Raw genomic sequence first — 16106 nt, forward strand, 5'->3', positions numbered from 1 at the left:
TGACAAAAAGTTCGAAAATGGGTTTACATAATATCCTATTACATCATCAGTTCACGTATTGCTGTTCATAAGGGAGGAAATGTAAGTAAGATGGATGTACTATATTGAAGGGAGGAGGAACTGTAAGATGGATGTACTATATTGGTCTGTTATTTCTATTGCCATAGTTTTGGCTTTTGTTGGACTTGTTTACCCTGTCATTCCAAGTGTCTTACTCTTAATTGGTGCTTTTCTTTTGTACGGCGTTTTTTATTCCTTTTCACCTCTGAATCTTCTTTTTTGGATCATTCAGATTCTGCTGGTGATACTGATTTTTATTGCAGACTACTTGGCAAATCTATTTGGAGTGAAAAAGTTTGGCGGTTCAAAGGCGGGAATATGGGGAAGTACAATTGGCCTTTTGGTTGGACCGTTTGTCATTCCGGTTGCCGGCATTTTGATAGGGCCCTTCATTGGGGCGATGGCTGCAGAAATATTGGTAAACCGCACACGATTCATAACCGCAATCAAAATCGGGACAGGGTCTGTGATAGGGTTCCTGGGAAGTGTCATAACAAAGACGGTCATCCAGCTTTTTATGGTTGGTTATTTCTTTTTCCTGGTGATAAAATAAGCGAGCATAAAATTTGAATGTGCAACTAATATTTGATAATCTTATGATGAAATACGATTGAATCGTTCAATGATTCAAAAAATTACATAGGAGGAGATTTATCATGGCATACGAATTACCACAGTTACCATACGCTTACGATGCGTTGGAGCCTCACATTGATAAGGAAACGATGAATATTCACCACACAAAGCACCATAACACATACGTTACAAACCTGAATAAAGCTGTAGAAGGCAGCGAGTTGGCTAATAAACCTGTTGAAGAATTGATTGCTGATCTTGATTCCGTTCCGGAGTCAATCAGAACAGCAGTACGCAACAATGGCGGAGGCCACGCTAATCACTCTTTATTCTGGAAATTGCTTTCTCCACAAGGTGGAGGAGAGCCAAGCGGTGACTTGAAGGATGCCATTGAAAGTAAATTTGGCAGCTTTGACAAATTCAAAGAGGAATTTGAAGCTGCTGGAGCTGGACGTTTCGGTTCAGGATGGGCTTGGTTGATCGTTAATAACGGCGAATTGGAAATCACAAGCACCCCTAACCAAGACAGCCCGATCATGGAAGGTAAAAAGCCGATTCTAGGCCTTGATGTTTGGGAGCATGCATATTATCTTAATTATCAAAACCGCCGTCCTGATTACATGAAAGCGTTCTGGAATGTGGTCAACTGGAACGAAGTGCAAAAACTTTATAACGAAGCAAAATAATTTTTGCTGTACTAAAAACGGATTGCCTGCCTACGCGGGTGATTCGTTTTTTTTGGTGCCGACAGGGAAAATCATTTTCTAATTTTGGGCCTCGTTTCTTTATGGCAGAATGAACAGGATGCAAAAATTGGAGCCGACCTCTACCGTTTATCGCCTAGCCGATTTCGCCCCATCTCCTACGATAAGTCAACATCGCTTCACTTCGTTACTTGTATTTCTTTTATCTCGTTCGAAGGTAATCCAATCAGTACGTCGATGATCAGGCGTTTCCGCTTTTCCTATTGTCCAGCTCCAACGCCTATCGCCTAGCCGACTTCGCACCTTCTCCTACGATAAGTCAACATCGCTTCACTTCGTTTCACGTGTTTCCTATATCTCGTCGAAGGGACTCCAGTCAGTACGTCGATGATCAGGCGTTTCCGCTTTTCCTAGTATAAAACATTTCCTTTCACAAAAAATAGTTGGTGTAAAGGAGTTCTGTCATGGTAAAAAAACTGTTAGGAAAAGTTGAAGTCCCGAAAGACCTTGGGTTGCTGCTTCTTATCGGTGGTCTTTATTCGTTAAGCATTGCCTTGTCCAACACGTTCGTAAATATCTATCTGTGGAAGCAGTCAGGAAAATTCATGGATCTGGCCCTTTACAATTTAGCTATTGTTTTTTTTCAGCCATTAACATTTATATTGGCCGGAAGATGGGCGAAAAAAATTGACAGGGTGATTGTGCTGCGGATTGGCGTGGCATTTTTGGCGCTCTTTTTTTTGGTTGTCCTATTCTTGGGGGAAAAAGCACAGGCACATTTGATTGTTTTAGGGAGTCTGCTCGGAATAGGCTACGGTTTTTATTGGCTTGCATTCAATGTGCTCACATTTGAAATTACAGAACCAGAAACACGTGATTTCTTTAACGGTTTTCTTGGAACACTCACATCAGCCGGTGGGGTGATCGGCCCTATATCAGCCGGTTTCCTCATTACCAGGTTTGTCTCTAACATTGGATATACAATTATATTCGCTATCTCCTTGGCATTGTTTGCTCTTGCGGTCATCATTAGTTTCTTCATTAAAAGAAGACCCGCAAAGGGGGTTTACTGTTTCAAAAGAGTTTTTAGGGAAAGGAAAAACAATCAAAACTGGAAATATATCACGAATGCACATTTTTTACAGGGATTTAGAGACGGGACGTTCATTTTCATCATATCTGTATTTGTTTTCATTTCCACGGGAAGCGAGCTTGCTTTGGGTACGTTTGGGCTGATCAATTCTGGAATCTCTTTTGTTGCCTATGGGCTTGCAGGACGATTGATTAAAAGTGAAAAAAGAAAGAAAGCGATGCTCTTAGGCGGTATACTGCTGTACTTGTCCATTTTCTTGATCATTTTTAAAATGACGTATCCGCGTCTGCTTATCTATGGGGCTGCCATAGCGATCGCTTATCCAATAATGCTCGTTCCATACTTTTCCATGACATATGATGTCATCGGTAAAAGTTGGAAGGCAGCTGAAATGAGGATTGAGTATATCGTTGTTAAGGAGTTGTTTTTAAATTCGGGCAGGATCGTTTCCATATTGTCCTTTATGGCTGCTATCTTGTTTTTTGACAATCAAAAAAGCATCCCGATTCTATTGCTTATCATTGGTACCGGACATGGATTGGCCGCTTTGCTCCTTCAAAAAGTGAAAGTCACCCTTTCTTCATAAACTACATCATCTTTTTTCCAAACATTGTAGAAAAAAAACGTTTTTTCTTTTACAATAAAAGATACGGATGAGGGAGAAAGGGCTGGAGAAATTGAATAACAATAAGGAAAAGAAGAAGAAAAACCATGTTCCCTTCAGAATGAACATGCTGTTTTTTATTGTCTTTTTGTTATTTTCGCTGTTGATTCTCCGTCTTGGAGTAATTCAGATTGTTTACGGTGAAGATGCGAAACGGGAAGTTGAAAGGACGGAAGACATAACCGTCAACAAATCAGTGCCAAGAGGTAAGATTTTTGACAGGAAACATAGGCTTATTGTAGATAATGAGCCGAAAAAGGCTATAACGTATACGGTTCCGAATCAATTTGATCAAAAGGAAACCCTTAAAACAGCCCGGGAATTGGCAAAACTTATAGATAAGGACACGGATAAAATCACCGAAAGGGATAAGATTGACTATTGGCTGATGACCCACCCGGATGAGGCTGCCAAAAAAGTCAGCAAGGCTGAGCTTGAGAAATATAAAGACAAGAATGATGAAATATATAAGCTTCAGCGGGACCGTGTAACGAAGGAAGAACTTGCGAGTCTCACAAAAGAAGATTTGGAAGTTCTGGCAATTTACCGTGAGTTCACAGGCGGATATGCGCTGACTCAGCAGATTGTCAAAAATGAAGATGTTTCAACTGAGGAATATGCCCAGGTGAGTGAGAGGCTTGCAGAGCTGCCGGGTGTTGATACTACGACAGACTGGGAACGTAAATATACTTATAAAGATACATTGAGGTCGATCTTAGGCAACGTAAGCAACGGCTTACCCAGTGAGAAAATGGATTATTACATGTCACGGGGATACAGCAGGAATGACAGGGTAGGGAAAAGCTATATCGAACTTCAGTATGAGGATGTGCTTCGCGGTCAAAAGGAAAAAATCAAAAACATTACCCGCTCAGGTTCTATCATAGAATCAAAAGTTCTCCATGAAGGGCAGCGCGGGAAAGATCTTGTATTGACAATTGACATGGAACTTCAACGCGAAGTAGATAAAATCATTGAGGAAGAGCTACGTAAAACGAAAATGAGGGGCGGAACGGGCCTTCTTGATCGTGCCTTTGTCACCATGATGGACCCGCACACAGGGGAAATACTCGCGATGTCCGGCAAGCAATATGCGTATGACGAGGATGAAGGAAGATACAAGTTCAGCGATTTCGCTTCTGGGAACTTTACCACATCATATGTTGTAGGTTCGTCAGTAAAGGGGGCATCCGTACTAACAGGGTATATGACCGGGGTTATTGCCCCCCATTCTGTATTATTGGATGAACCTATTGTCATTAAAGGCTCTAAGCCGAAGAGTTCCCACTTTAACAGAGGCGGATATATTTATATTAATGATCATACCGCTCTGGTCCGCTCCTCGAACGTGTACATGTATAAAATAGCCATTGCCATCGGGGACGGCCAATACAGGAGAGGGCAGTCATTGATCATCGATAAGGAAAAAGTATTTCGGATAATGCGGGAACACTTTAGCCAGTTTGGCCTTGGAATCCGTACCGGAATCGATCTGCCGGGAGAACAAATCGGGTTCCGCGGCTCAGTTGAACAGGCTGTTGGGGGGAATGCCCTGGACTTTGCTATCGGTCAGTATGATTCTTATACACCGCTTCAGCTTGCACAATATGTATCGACCATTGCCAATGGCGGCTACAGGATGGAGCCGCACATCGTGAAGGAAATCAGAGATCCTTCGAACGAAAAAGAAGAAATGGGCCCGCTCTCCCAAGAAATCCAACCAAAGGTATTGAATAGGATTAATGCACAAGATGCTTGGATTCAAAGGGTACGAGGAGCTTTCTGGGGGGTCTTCCATGAAGCTAATGGAACAGGAAGGGCCTTTGCCAGTGAACCGTACCGTCCGGCTGGAAAAACGGGGACAGCAGAAACCGTGGATAGAGGGACCGGCGTCTGGAACCTGTCTCTTGTAGCTTTTGCTCCGTATGATAACCCGGAGGTGGCCATTTCCATCGTTGTACCTTCTGCTTATGTCAAAGGTGGTTCACCAAATACCATCAATTCCGATATTGGTAAGAGGGTATTAAAAGCTTATTTTGATTTGAAAAATAAGAAAGATGATTCATCGAAAGAAGACAATGAAGAGGAAGAAGAGGAAGAATAAAAAAAGCAGGCTCCGATCGGAGCCTGCTTTACTTGTGTTATGGAGTAGTAATTTGTCTCTACAGGACATGACCTTAAAGTAAGGTATCCTTATTCATTTTTTGGAAGATTTCCGGTGATTGTTTCAGCGATTTCCTCCAGTCCCATTTCGCTAGTCAGCTCATAATCGCCGATTTGAATGGATTGCTGCATTTTCTTCTTGGCCAAGTAATCATTGAATTCATTTGCATCCTTAATGATTTCGGCCTTCTCCATTTGCCTGCTCACTTCTTTTGATGTCATGCCGCCGTTTATATTCAGATGCATGACTTTTACAGATGGTTTGCTTGTCTTTGTTGCTTTTTCTTTATTCAGGTCTTGATATTTTTGTTTCCACTGCTCTACTTCTTGCTCAAGATGCGTGTAATCGGACTGCTTTACCTCAATATATCCTTTCTTGGGAGGTGCCGCAGCTTCGCTTTTGGGCTGAAGGCTTTTGAAGCCGATAAGAATGATTGCCACCACAAGTAAGGCGGAAGCTAGTTGTCTGGTAACACGTCTGTCCATCATATCAACCTCCCGGCAGCGGAAGTATCGGTTTTGATAATCTTTCTGACTGTTTCAGGGGGAAGGGAGGACTGCTTGGAGATTCTCTGCAAGTCGATCCCTTGCTGATGCAATGCCAGCACTTGGTTTTTTAAGACCTCATGTACGACTGGCCTATCTTCTTCCATTTTATTTGCGTTGGATGTTGGGTAGACAATCTGTTTTTCCAGAAGAAGCTCTTCCTCGAGCAGCGCTATTCTTTTTTTCAGGTTATGGTGGTCCTGTAAAAGAGTCATGGATAATTCTTCCATTTCCTCTTCCAACTCGCGTGTCTTATCTTTTTGAAAAAAGGAAATGATGAAAAGCAACAAAGATGCTGATAATAAAATAATGATGGCCGTATTCATGTTTCACCTCTAATTAAGTATACAATTCTTTTATATCATATAAGGAGATTTTCAGCTATGCTCTCTGGAAAGTTTTCGTGTATTTCTTAGAACAAATTCAAGCAGGTCACAACATTTTTGACAAATACGGACTGGCAATTCATCAAAAATAATGATATTATATAAAAGTCCTAAGAATAGTGAAGAATGTCATGAAGTTTGGAGGGATAGACAGACATGCGTGTAAATATTACATTGGCTTGCACTGAGTGCAATGATCGCAATTATATTTCAACAAAAAACAAACGTAATAATGCTGACCGCCTTGAGCTTAAAAAATATTGCCCAAGAGAAAAAAGGGTTACATTGCATCGTGAAACAAAATAATGACAAAAGGGCCAGGACACTGAACTGACGGTGGGACTGGCTTTTTCTAATTTTGAAAAAAACTGTACAACGCTGTGCCTTCAGTTCAATTTCATGTTCGATTACTAACTGGTCTCATCAGAAAAAAACGTATTTTCGACACTGGTCAAGGCGTTTCGCTTCTGCCAGTCTATATTTCGATAAACAGGAAATTACACCTTTTATGAGGAGTGGTGTCTTGGACAAGAAATCTATGAGGAAGACTATGAACTCCAAGCTGCATGCTTTGGATCGGATGACCTATGAACAGTTCTCTTTTATGATTGGAAGTTTACTAATTGAAACAGATGAATGGAAAAGCAGCTCGACGATCGGTTTAACAGTTTCACGATTTCCGGAGGTTGATACGTGGCAGCTTATCCGCAAAGGTTGGGAACAGGGGAAAAGGATTGTAGTCCCAAGGTGCATTCCAGCAACGAAAGGGATGTCCTTCCGAAACATATCAGAATTTACCCAATTGGAAAACTCATTTTTTGGTTTGTTTGAACCGATTGAGTCTCAAACGGAAGAATTGCCAAAAAATGAGATAGACCTCTTGATCGTTCCAGGGCTTGTTTACAGCAAGGACGGCTATCGTATCGGGTTTGGCGGGGGATATTATGACCGTTTCCTTGAAGTTTTTCAAGGGCAGATTGTTTCACTTGCTTTTTCCATGCAATTGACCGAAACTGTGCCAGTCGAAGAACATGACAGACCTGTAGATAAAATCGTAACTGAAAAAGGTTTGCTTGTCTGCAAAAGAAATGAAGTAGAATGAATAAAGCCTCCTCACTTTCGAACAATAACAGGAAGGAGGAGTTGCATAATGAAAAAATTCATCTCAACCGTTGTACTGCCGTTTGCAGCGATGATTATGCTTTACAAGTGGCGGTATAAACTTTTGAATATGATTCTGGGTAACGATTCGATCAGGAGGATGAGCGTCAGAGCTGCCATGGGTATCCCGGGTGTACGCTCCCGCCTGATCAGCAAGGCGTTCAGAAGCTGAAAAGACCTCAAGGTAATGTGCACCCCAAAAGTTAGACCAACCAATTCTAACTCTTGGGGTTCAGTACAAGGCAGGTCTTTTTTTCATTCTTTACCGGATACTTTGTTTTCTTTACATTCCCTTTTTCGTTTCGCTATAGTAGAATTACAGCAATAAAACGATATGCGGCAGAAAAGCGAGGAAGGAGAAAAAATTTGACGGAACGTGAGCGGTATTTATTCTGGAAACTGGCCAATTATTTTATAATAGATCTGGATTACAGGCTTGTTCACATCGATAGGGAAGAAAGAGAGATCTGGCTTGAGACGGACCGTCATAAAAAAGTAGATGTTGTCAGGATTTTGGCGGAGGACATTGACTGGGCCAACCGATTGAAACAGGATATACTTCAAACTGGTGATAAGGCGGAAAGGCTCCGAAAACAACTGGTGAAAAGGGATTTCAATGTACTGAATATTTATGTGTCAGAGCATACCCCGGTTGATGATTATACATTTATCATTCAGGATCCCTTTAACGCTGAACCAGGTAAAACTCGCATCCAGACTCTATTGATGGCGAAAGAGACATTAGATGAATCTATTGGCCAAATCAATGAAATCTTTGGCAGTCCTCTTCAAATCCAGGCGAGTGGCTTTTATGACGCAGATCTTACATATGAATTACAGCAATCTGCCATTCAAAAAGTTAGAAGCAGGGAAAGGGAAGAAAGGGAGCTTTTTGAGCACGGAAAGCCTTTTTTTACCTACCTGTTCATAGTAATGCAAATTTTAATGTATTTCATTGTGGAAATCAACGGGGGCAGCACGAATGTGGAAACCCTCATTCAGTATGGTGCGAAATATAATCCTCTTATATTGGCAGGTGAATGGTGGAGATTTTTTACACCGATTTTTTTACATATTGGATTATTGCACCTCTTGATGAATACTCTGGCGCTGTATTACTTGGGAACTGCCGTTGAGAGGATTTTCGGTAGGGTTCGTTTTTTATGGATTTACTTATTCTCCGGCTTTGCAGGATCAGTGGCTAGCTTCGTCTTTACGAATAACCTGTCCGCTGGGGCAAGCGGGGCCATTTTTGGCTGTTTCGGAGCTCTCTTATATATGGGCGTTATCAACACAAAGCTTTTTTTCAGGACAATCGGAATGAACGTCATCGTTGTGATCATCATTAACCTGATTTTCGGCTTTACCGTTCCGGGTATTGATAATGCGGGCCATATAGGCGGTCTGATTGGAGGCTTTCTTGCTACAGGCATTGTCCATTATCCTGGAAAAAGAAAATGGAGCTTACAATCTATTTTCTTTCTTGTGGCTGCGGCTGCGGTTTATTTCATGTTAAATTTGGGCTATCACAATGATCGGCCTGAAGCCGTGAATGCCAGGGTGCAGGAGCAAATTGAAAATGGCGATTTTGAAGCGGCGTATGATACACTTTCACAATTTGTATCCGAAGGCAAGGGAGATGCTGTCAGCTATTTTCAACTGGCATACGCCGAAGTCCAGCTTCAAAGATATAATGATGCCAGGAAGCACTTGGAAAAGGCCGTTTTTTTAGATCCGGACTTTCATGAAGCACATTTCAATTTGGCATTGATCTATTTTGATCAGGGGGAAATCGATAAAGCACAAGAACATGCTTTGAAGGCAGAAGAATTATCCAATCAGGAAAAATACAGGGACTTTTTGAAGAAAATAGAAAAATAGTACTAAGGTGATGAGATGAATACGGTCTACGATGTGCAGCAACTGTTAAAAAAATTTGGCATTATTGTTTATATTGGTGACAGGTTGGCTGATCTGGAGATGATGGAAACGGAAATCAGAGAGTTATACGCTGAACATTTGATTTCACAGGAGGATTTCCAACATTCCGTTCTTATTCTCAGAAAGGAAAAGAATCAAACGCAGCAAGATCGAATCAAGAATGAAGGGAATCATTAACTCCCTTCGTTTTTTTTAGGCAGAAACGATGAAACCTTCACATGATGCTTTTTTAAGTTGAAGCGAACAGGAAGTCTGAGGAGACAAGCACCAACAAGCATACGTGGAGACGAATACGCACAGGATGTGCTAGAGCAGTGAAAGAGGGGTTTTGAACCAGCGTGACAAGATCTGAGGGGAAATTTCACCTTTCTGCTGTGCCTATTTGCTTTAAGCCCTAAAGGCAGACACTCACGGGCTTCCTTATTCATCTTTTAAAGGCGCACTGTCTAGCTGCAACATCTTGTCCCTCGAGATCAAATGCAGACTCCTTGTTGCGTCCGGGCCATTTTCTGGGGAATCGTCTTACGCTTTGCAATGCTGATATGGCGTTTTGTTTCTGTTCAGTCTATATTTCTCCAAACACATGGTTTGCGCTTTTATTCCTCTTCACAGATTTGTCACTCAAATTGGAAAAAATGCGAAACTTTTTGAGGTTTAAGACGTCTAAAATAAGAGAATAGAGCATACGCTGACTCTATGTGTGAGGGCTTCGTACAAGCGGCTTCAAGTTGATTTTTTAGAAGAAACATATTATGATAATGCTTAGCGCTATCATGGTTTTTCAATAAATTGGCAAAATAAGCACCATATAGCAAGCGGGAGGTAGGGCATTGAACAGATTCAAGATTGAAAAAATTTCTCTACCGGTTTTAGCGGCTTTCATGCTTTGGATCAAGACATATGTCGTCTATAAAACAAGCTTCAACATTAAGATTGAAAATGTCATGCAGGAACTCATTCTGTTCATTAATCCTTTGAGTTTTTTGCTATTCGCTTTCGGAATCGCGCTCTTTTTTAATTCGGAGAAAAATAGAAATCGCTATGTAATGATCACGAGCTTTATATTGGGATTCATTCTTTATGCAAATGTGGCGTTTTACCGATTTTTTACCGATTTCATCACATTGCCGGTACTTTTCCAAACAAGCAACTTTGCTGATTTGGGGGATAGTGCATTAACGGAAATACATTGGTACGATATTGTTTATTTCATAGATCTTGTATTTCTGTTTATCTTTATTAAATATAAGCGGAAATATAAGGAATTCACACCTATAAAGAAAGTGAGACGCCGTGCTTATTTTCTGGTTGCAGCAGCTCTGCTTTTTCTGAATATCGGACTGGCAGAAACTGAACGCCCTCAGTTGCTTACGAGGACATTTGACAGGGAAATGCTTGTTAAAAACCTCGGGACATACAATTATCATTTATATGATATTTTTCTCCAGTCGAAATCATCCGCACAGCGGGCAATGGCTGACGGCAGTGAACTGGTTGATATCGACAATTATATAAGAGCCAATTATGTCAAGCCGGATAAGGATATGTTCGGAATTGCGGAAGACAGGAACTTGATTGTTGTCACACTTGAGTCAATGCAAAATTTTGTCATTAATAACGACGTGTACGGCGAAGAGATAACTCCGTTTTTGAATGAATTTATTCATGACAGTTATTACTTCGATCAATTTTATCATCAGACCGGCCAAGGAAAAACATCAGACTCAGAGTTTTTGGTTGAAAATTCCTTATATCCGTTAAGCCGCGGAGCCGTTTTTTTTACACATTCAGGAAACGAACTGGACTCTCTGGCACAGAATTTAGGAGACAGAGGGTACTATACGTCTGCTATGCATGCTAATAATAAAAGTTTTTGGAACCGGGATATTATGTACAAATCCATCGGGTACGACCATTTTTATTCCGCGTCTGACTACAATATAACTCCTGACATTTCGGTTGGATGGGGAATGAAAGACATACCATTCTTTGAACAGTCAGTGGACCTGATGAAAGAGATGCCTGAACCTTTCTACACAAAAATGATCACATTGACCAATCACCATCCGTTCAGGTTAGATGAGGAAGACAAGTTTATTGATGAGTATGATTCAAAAAGCGGTACATTGAATCGTTATTTCCAGACTGTCAGGTATATGGATGAAGCTGTCAAACAATTTATCCAAAAGTTGAAGGATGAGGGATTGTATGACAACTCCATCATCGTCATGTATGGAGATCATTATGGGATTTCGGAGAATCATAACGAAGCGATGGCACAATATCTAGGAAAAGAAGTGACTCCTTTTGTTAGTGCACAGCTGCAACAAGTACCGTTGATTGTCCATATCCCGGGTGTGACCGATCAAGGGAAAGGGAAAGTGATATCAAAGGTAGGCGGTCAAGTTGACCTCAAGCCCACGATATTACACTTGCTCGGAGTGGATACGAAAAAGGCCATTCAATTCGGTGAAGATCTGTTTTCAAAAAATCACCGTGATTTTGCAGTTTTACGTGACGGGCGCTTTGTTACAAAAGATTATGTGTACGCCGACAATACATGCTATTCAAAGGAGACCGAGGAACCAACTGATGCTTCATTCTGTGAACAGGATAAAGAAAAGGCAAGATTGGAGCTCGGATACTCGGATAAAATCATTTATGGTGATTTATTGAGATTTTATGAATCACCCGATTATAGAAGCGAGAATATAGAATAGCAATTGCAAAAGCTCCCATTCTGATGGGAGCTTTGTTTTGTCATGTAGAATAAAAAAAGCAGAAACCCGCATGGTTTCTGCTTTTTTTTTGAAGGGTTATTCCGGAAAACCTGATTTGATAAAAGTCATGATCGTGAAGAAACCGAATACTGCTACAGTTCCAAACGAAAAAATCAATCCTAAAACGTTTCTGTTTTTCAATGCGCCAATTAAGGCGAAAATACCAAGAATTGCTACTAAGCCAAATATGATAGCTGTTCCCATTTATGAAAATCTCCTTCCGATAAGTAATAAGGAATTAAATAAGACTATGTATGAAAAGATACGGCTCTCCCATATTTTATAGTTTTTTTGCACATTTGTCGAGTTTCAAAAGTGACACTTCTTTGACTTATAATATAGGTTAACCCTATTCGACTATTTTAATCAAATGTATTTCCTTAGCTCACTTCCTTAAGTTAATGGTAAACTTGAAATAGAAACGAAAAATGAAAGGAGTATGCAAAATGAAGTGGAAACAACTCCCCCTCGGACCGTTGCAAACAAATTGCTACCTGCTTTTTGATGAAGAGAAACAGTGTATCGTCATCGACCCGGGTGCCAATGGTGAAGGTTTGATTCAATATATAGAGCAGGAAGGACTGAAACCTTTGGCAATATGCCTCACCCATGCACATTTTGATCACATTGGGGCAGTGGATGAGGTGCGTGACCACTGGAATATCCCTGTATACATACATGAAAATGAAAAGGAATGGCTGTTGGACCCTTCATTGAACGGTTCCGCTCGCCATCCCATGCAGCCGATTGCAGGAAAGCCTGCTGATCATTTCATTCAGGAGGAAGGCACTTTATCAATAGGGGCATTCACGATGCAAATACTGGAGACCCCTGGACATTCACCCGGAAGTATTTCTTACTATTTAAAAGATATAGATACTGTGTTTTCAGGGGATGCGCTTTTTAACGGGGGAATAGGAAGAACAGATTTATTAGGCGGGGATCACGCGACTTTGATTGACAGCATCCACACCAAACTGCTGAATTTGCCTGACCATACTATCGTCCTTCCTGGCCACGGGCTCTCAACTACTATTGAGAACGAGAGAACAAGCAATCCTTATTTGTAAAAAATAAAGAAAGCTCCCGGATTTTTCCGGAAGCTTTTCTTTGTTCTTATGACAGTCCTCCGCCTGGCGGCATGATGAATAGGGTATAGTATGTAAAACCAGCAAAGAATACAGTCAGGTATGCGCCAAACACATACATATACATTCGTTCTGTCAGGTTCAAGTAGCCAAGCAAAATAAAGAATCCTGTTTGGCCAAGAAAGAGTAAAGCGGTTTTATCCATTCCACCAAGGTAAAACATAACAGTAAATATTCCAGTCCAAAAACCTAATACTCTGTACATGCGATCCATAAAGAATCCCTCCTTTGCAGCATGTATTCCATCAATTTCTTATTATAAAGGAAAAGCAGCAAAAATGTAAATATATTCGCGGCTCCGATTGTGTCGAATGCGTGATAAAACGAACGGTCATTTTATATCCTACCCATTTCTTTCTCATTTTAAATATCTTTTATTTTTAGAAGGAAAATGGCTGACTATGTCGAATACAGAATATAAGAATAAAAAAGGTGGTGTTTCATGATACATGACAATTGAAAGGACAGCCGATTTGCTGATATCCCAGGCGGTACGGCTAAATGTTTCGGATATCCACATCATTCCTCGCCGTCAGGATTACCTCATTAAGCTTCGTGTCCACGGTCAGCTGACCCACTATGGAAACCTTCCGCCAATCGCAGGAGAAAGACTTATATCACATTTGAAATTCATGGCTTCCATGGATATTGGAGAAAAAAGAAAGCCTCAGAGCGGCTCCTGGCAAACACATATCCACAAAACTTTTGTTGCTCTTCGAATCTCTACACTGCCATCTACACTTTCCAAAGAAAGCCTGGTTATTAGAATCTTCCCGCAAAACCACTCTTTTTTCCTTGAAAAAATGTCTCTTTTTCCAAAAAGTATACTGAGGCTAATCTCAATGATGTCCCATACACACGGGATGCTCATTTTCACAGGCCCGACTGGATCTGGGAAGACCTCGACAATCTATTCTCTTGCAGAGTATTGTTCATCCAATTTGAACCGCAATATCATTACATTAGAAGACCCTGTAGAAAGGCAGAGTGACCAGTTTTTACAGATGCAGGTCAATGAAAAAGCCGGCATCACATATCAAACAGGATTGAAAGCAGTCCTCCGCCATGATCCTGACATGATTTTTGTCGGGGAGATCAGGGATGCTGAAACGGCTGCGATTGCTGTTCGGGCAGCGATGACTGGACATCTTGTCCTGACAAGCATGCATACACGAAATGCAGAGGGCGCCGTATACCGGCTGCTTGAATTCGGTATAAAACCCTTGGAAATTGAACAAACCTTGATTGGTGTCACAGCCCAGAGGCTAGTCTCATTGTTATGCCCTTTTTGTGGAGATATTTGTTCCAAGTTTTGCGAAGGCGGGCAAGAGATGAAACGGGCAGCTGTTTTTGAAATATTGGAAGGGGAGAGGCTTGATAGGATTATTCGTTTGGCAAGGGAATCCGCAGGACCAAAAGACTTCGACCATGTTTATTCATTAAAAAGATTGATCAGAAAGGGGATTGCGCTTGGATATATCTCTAATGAGGAATATCACCGCTGGATTTTTCAGGAAAAGGAAGAAACTGCCCCTGAAAGTTCAAGGGTTTTTTCTGACAAAACTGAGTGAAATGCTTGATAAAGGTTTTACAATGGGAGAATCTCTTGATTTCCTGGGACGGACGAATGGCGGGAGAATGGCAATGTTCCAGTCCATGAGACACGGTTTACAATCGGGCCAGCCGATTTATCAAGTATTTTATAAGGAAGGTTTTGACCACCAGACATGCACACAGCTTTATTTTGCCGAAAGTCACGGGTTTCTAGTCGCTGCATTGAAAGAATCTGGAGAATATCTCCTCCGCAAGGATGATCAGCGCAAAAGACTGATCCGTCTTTTACAATACCCCATCATACTTGTAGCAGTTTTGATCATCGTCAGCATACTGCTTCAAACTCTTCTTCTACCACGATTTCAAATGTTTTATGACTCCATGGGCTACAAACCAAACACCATTCTTAAATTATTTCTTCATACGTTGCAGACTATGCCTCTTTATTCTTTGATCACCATTGTTACAGTTCTTCTTGGTGGTGCTCTATTTTCCAGGCTTCTGTATAAAAAATCCGCTTTAGAAAGAGCAGCGTTCTTTTCTGGTCTACCAGTCGTTCAATCATATTACAGATTGTATCAAACTACTTTTCTGGCAAGGGAATGGAGTTTTTTATTAAAAAGCGGGTTTTCCATCAACGAGATTATTCAAATCATGTTGAAGCAGGACTTCCATCCGTTATTAAAAGAGTCAGCAGTTGAATTAAAAGAAATGCTTACTTTCGGGTACACTTTCCCGGAGGCTGTGTCACACCTTGGATTTGTGGAGGAAGAGCTGATGGTCATTGTTGCCCACGGTGAGAAAAATGGGAAGCTAGAGGCAGAACTGATGTTCTACAGTCAGTTTTGCCTCCAAAGGCTTGAAGAAAAATTCATGAAAGTATTTCTGGTTATCCAGCCGGTTGTATTCGCTTTGATCGGCTTGATTGTTATTGCCATTTACCTTTCGATTTTTCTGCCGATGTTTGAGGTTATTGATTCAATATGAAAAAGGAGGTTGTTTTTAATGAGATTTTTAATAAAAAAAAATGAAAAAGGTTTTACACTCATTGAAATGATGGTCGTCCTGCTTGTTATTACGGTATTGCTTTTGATTGCATTGCCCAACATTACAAAACATAGCTCCAATATCAATAACAAAGGCTGCGACGGACTTAAACAGATGGTGCAGGGACAGGTGGAGGCTTATCGGATGGATAAAAATGAAATTCCCACTGTGCAACAATTAAAGACAGAAGGATATTTAAAAAATGAAGATCTGAAATGTCCAAATGGCAAAGCTCTAACAATTGACACTGCGAATGGAGAGGTGAGAGAGGTGGCTAATTAGA

General features: G+C 41.0%; 18 protein-coding genes. 14 read left to right on the forward strand and 4 right to left on the reverse strand.

Going from position 1 to position 16106, the window contains the following annotated elements:
- Window positions 1-127 precede the first annotated feature (127 nt).
- The 4 genes from C509_RS0105525 (at window position 128) to C509_RS0105540 (ending at window position 5201) form a co-directional block, all read left to right on the forward strand.
- Entirely contained in the window at window positions 128-613 is a 486-nt protein-coding gene (locus C509_RS0105525) for a DUF456 domain-containing protein (protein WP_018705922.1), read from the forward strand.
- A gap of 103 nt (window positions 614-716) precedes the next feature.
- Entirely contained in the window at window positions 717-1322 is a 606-nt protein-coding gene (gene sodA / locus C509_RS0105530) for a superoxide dismutase SodA (protein ID WP_018705923.1), read from the forward strand.
- 482 nt (window positions 1323-1804) lie between these two features.
- Entirely contained in the window at window positions 1805-3019 is a 1215-nt protein-coding gene (locus C509_RS0105535; protein ID WP_018705924.1) for an MFS transporter, read from the forward strand.
- Window positions 3020-3086: 67 nt separating this feature from the next.
- Complete coding sequence (locus tag C509_RS0105540; protein WP_018705925.1) at window positions 3087-5201, forward strand: peptidoglycan D,D-transpeptidase FtsI family protein; 2115 nt, start codon at window positions 3087-3089, stop codon at window positions 5199-5201.
- Between the two features lie 89 nt (window positions 5202-5290).
- Here the strand turns inward: C509_RS0105540 and C509_RS23425 are convergent, their stop codons facing one another.
- Together C509_RS23425 and C509_RS0105550 are read right to left on the reverse strand one after the other, a co-directional pair.
- Complete coding sequence (locus C509_RS23425; RefSeq protein ID WP_018705926.1) at window positions 5291-5746, reverse strand: endolytic transglycosylase MltG; 456 nt, start codon at window positions 5744-5746, stop codon at window positions 5291-5293.
- Window positions 5746-6132, reverse strand: coding sequence for a hypothetical protein (locus tag C509_RS0105550; RefSeq protein ID WP_018705927.1), 387 nt, complete (start codon window positions 6130-6132; stop codon window positions 5746-5748). The genes C509_RS23425 and C509_RS0105550 overlap by 1 nt, the downstream gene beginning before the upstream one ends.
- 216 nt (window positions 6133-6348) lie before the next feature.
- On the opposite strand from C509_RS0105550, the gene rpmG reads away from it, so the two are divergent.
- The 6 genes from rpmG to C509_RS0105580 all read left to right on the forward strand — a co-directional run bounded on the left by rpmG (window position 6349) and on the right by C509_RS0105580 (window position 12014).
- On the forward strand, window positions 6349-6498 hold the full coding sequence (rpmG, locus tag C509_RS0105555) for a 50S ribosomal protein L33 (RefSeq protein ID WP_018705928.1): 150 nt from the start codon (window positions 6349-6351) through the stop codon (window positions 6496-6498).
- A gap of 217 nt (window positions 6499-6715) precedes the next feature.
- Window positions 6716-7294 (forward strand): 5-formyltetrahydrofolate cyclo-ligase, encoded by a 579-nt coding sequence (locus C509_RS0105560; protein WP_245542433.1) that lies wholly within the window; start codon window positions 6716-6718, stop codon window positions 7292-7294.
- A gap of 48 nt (window positions 7295-7342) precedes the next feature.
- Window positions 7343-7525 carry a hypothetical protein gene (locus C509_RS0105565; RefSeq protein ID WP_018705930.1) on the forward strand — a complete coding sequence of 61 codons (183 nt, stop codon included), beginning with the start codon at window positions 7343-7345 and terminating at the stop codon, window positions 7523-7525.
- A gap of 194 nt (window positions 7526-7719) precedes the next feature.
- Window positions 7720-9234: a rhomboid family intramembrane serine protease gene (locus tag C509_RS0105570; RefSeq protein WP_018705931.1), complete on the forward strand. Its 1515-nt coding sequence runs from the start codon at window positions 7720-7722 to the stop codon at window positions 9232-9234.
- A gap of 15 nt (window positions 9235-9249) precedes the next feature.
- Window positions 9250-9471 carry a YqgQ family protein gene (locus tag C509_RS0105575; protein ID WP_018705932.1) on the forward strand — a complete coding sequence of 74 codons (222 nt, stop codon included), beginning with the start codon at window positions 9250-9252 and terminating at the stop codon, window positions 9469-9471.
- A 653-nt stretch (window positions 9472-10124) separates the two neighbouring features.
- Window positions 10125-12014, forward strand: a complete 1890-nt coding sequence (locus C509_RS0105580; RefSeq protein WP_018705933.1) for an LTA synthase family protein — start codon at window positions 10125-10127, stop codon at window positions 12012-12014.
- A 96-nt stretch (window positions 12015-12110) separates the two neighbouring features.
- Here C509_RS0105580 and C509_RS25420 read toward each other — a convergent pair whose 3' ends face one another.
- A complete protein-coding gene (locus C509_RS25420; protein WP_083934533.1) occupies window positions 12111-12278 on the reverse strand; it encodes a DUF2759 domain-containing protein in 168 nt (55 codons plus the stop codon).
- A gap of 242 nt (window positions 12279-12520) precedes the next feature.
- Here C509_RS25420 and C509_RS0105590 point away from each other — a divergent pair, with 242 nt between their 5' ends.
- The gene (locus C509_RS0105590; RefSeq protein WP_018705935.1) at window positions 12521-13144 is read left to right on the forward strand and encodes an MBL fold metallo-hydrolase; all 624 of its coding nucleotides are present in this window, start codon (window positions 12521-12523) and stop codon (window positions 13142-13144) included.
- Window positions 13145-13190: 46 nt separating this feature from the next.
- On the opposite strand, the gene C509_RS0105595 is transcribed toward C509_RS0105590, so the two are convergent.
- Window positions 13191-13436 (reverse strand): DUF2626 domain-containing protein, encoded by a 246-nt coding sequence (locus tag C509_RS0105595; protein WP_018705936.1) that lies wholly within the window; start codon window positions 13434-13436, stop codon window positions 13191-13193.
- 235 nt (window positions 13437-13671) lie between these two features.
- Between C509_RS0105595 and comGA the strand changes: the two genes are divergently transcribed.
- From comGA to comGC, 3 genes are read left to right on the forward strand one after another with little or no spacing between them, the layout of a single operon-like run.
- Window positions 13672-14793, forward strand: coding sequence for a competence type IV pilus ATPase ComGA (gene comGA / locus C509_RS0105600; protein WP_018705937.1), 1122 nt, complete (start codon window positions 13672-13674; stop codon window positions 14791-14793).
- 22 nt (window positions 14794-14815) lie between these two features.
- Window positions 14816-15763, forward strand: coding sequence for a competence type IV pilus assembly protein ComGB (comGB, locus tag C509_RS0105605; RefSeq protein WP_245542434.1), 948 nt, complete (start codon window positions 14816-14818; stop codon window positions 15761-15763).
- A gap of 18 nt (window positions 15764-15781) precedes the next feature.
- The gene (gene comGC / locus C509_RS0105610) at window positions 15782-16105 is read left to right on the forward strand and encodes a competence type IV pilus major pilin ComGC (RefSeq protein WP_018705939.1); all 324 of its coding nucleotides are present in this window, start codon (window positions 15782-15784) and stop codon (window positions 16103-16105) included.
- The last annotated feature ends 1 nt before the right edge of the window (window position 16106 follow it).

It is taken from the genome of Siminovitchia fordii DSM 16014 = CIP 108821, from assembly GCF_000374565.1.
In the GTDB taxonomy this organism is placed as follows: domain Bacteria; phylum Bacillota; class Bacilli; order Bacillales; family Bacillaceae_C; genus Siminovitchia; species Siminovitchia fordii.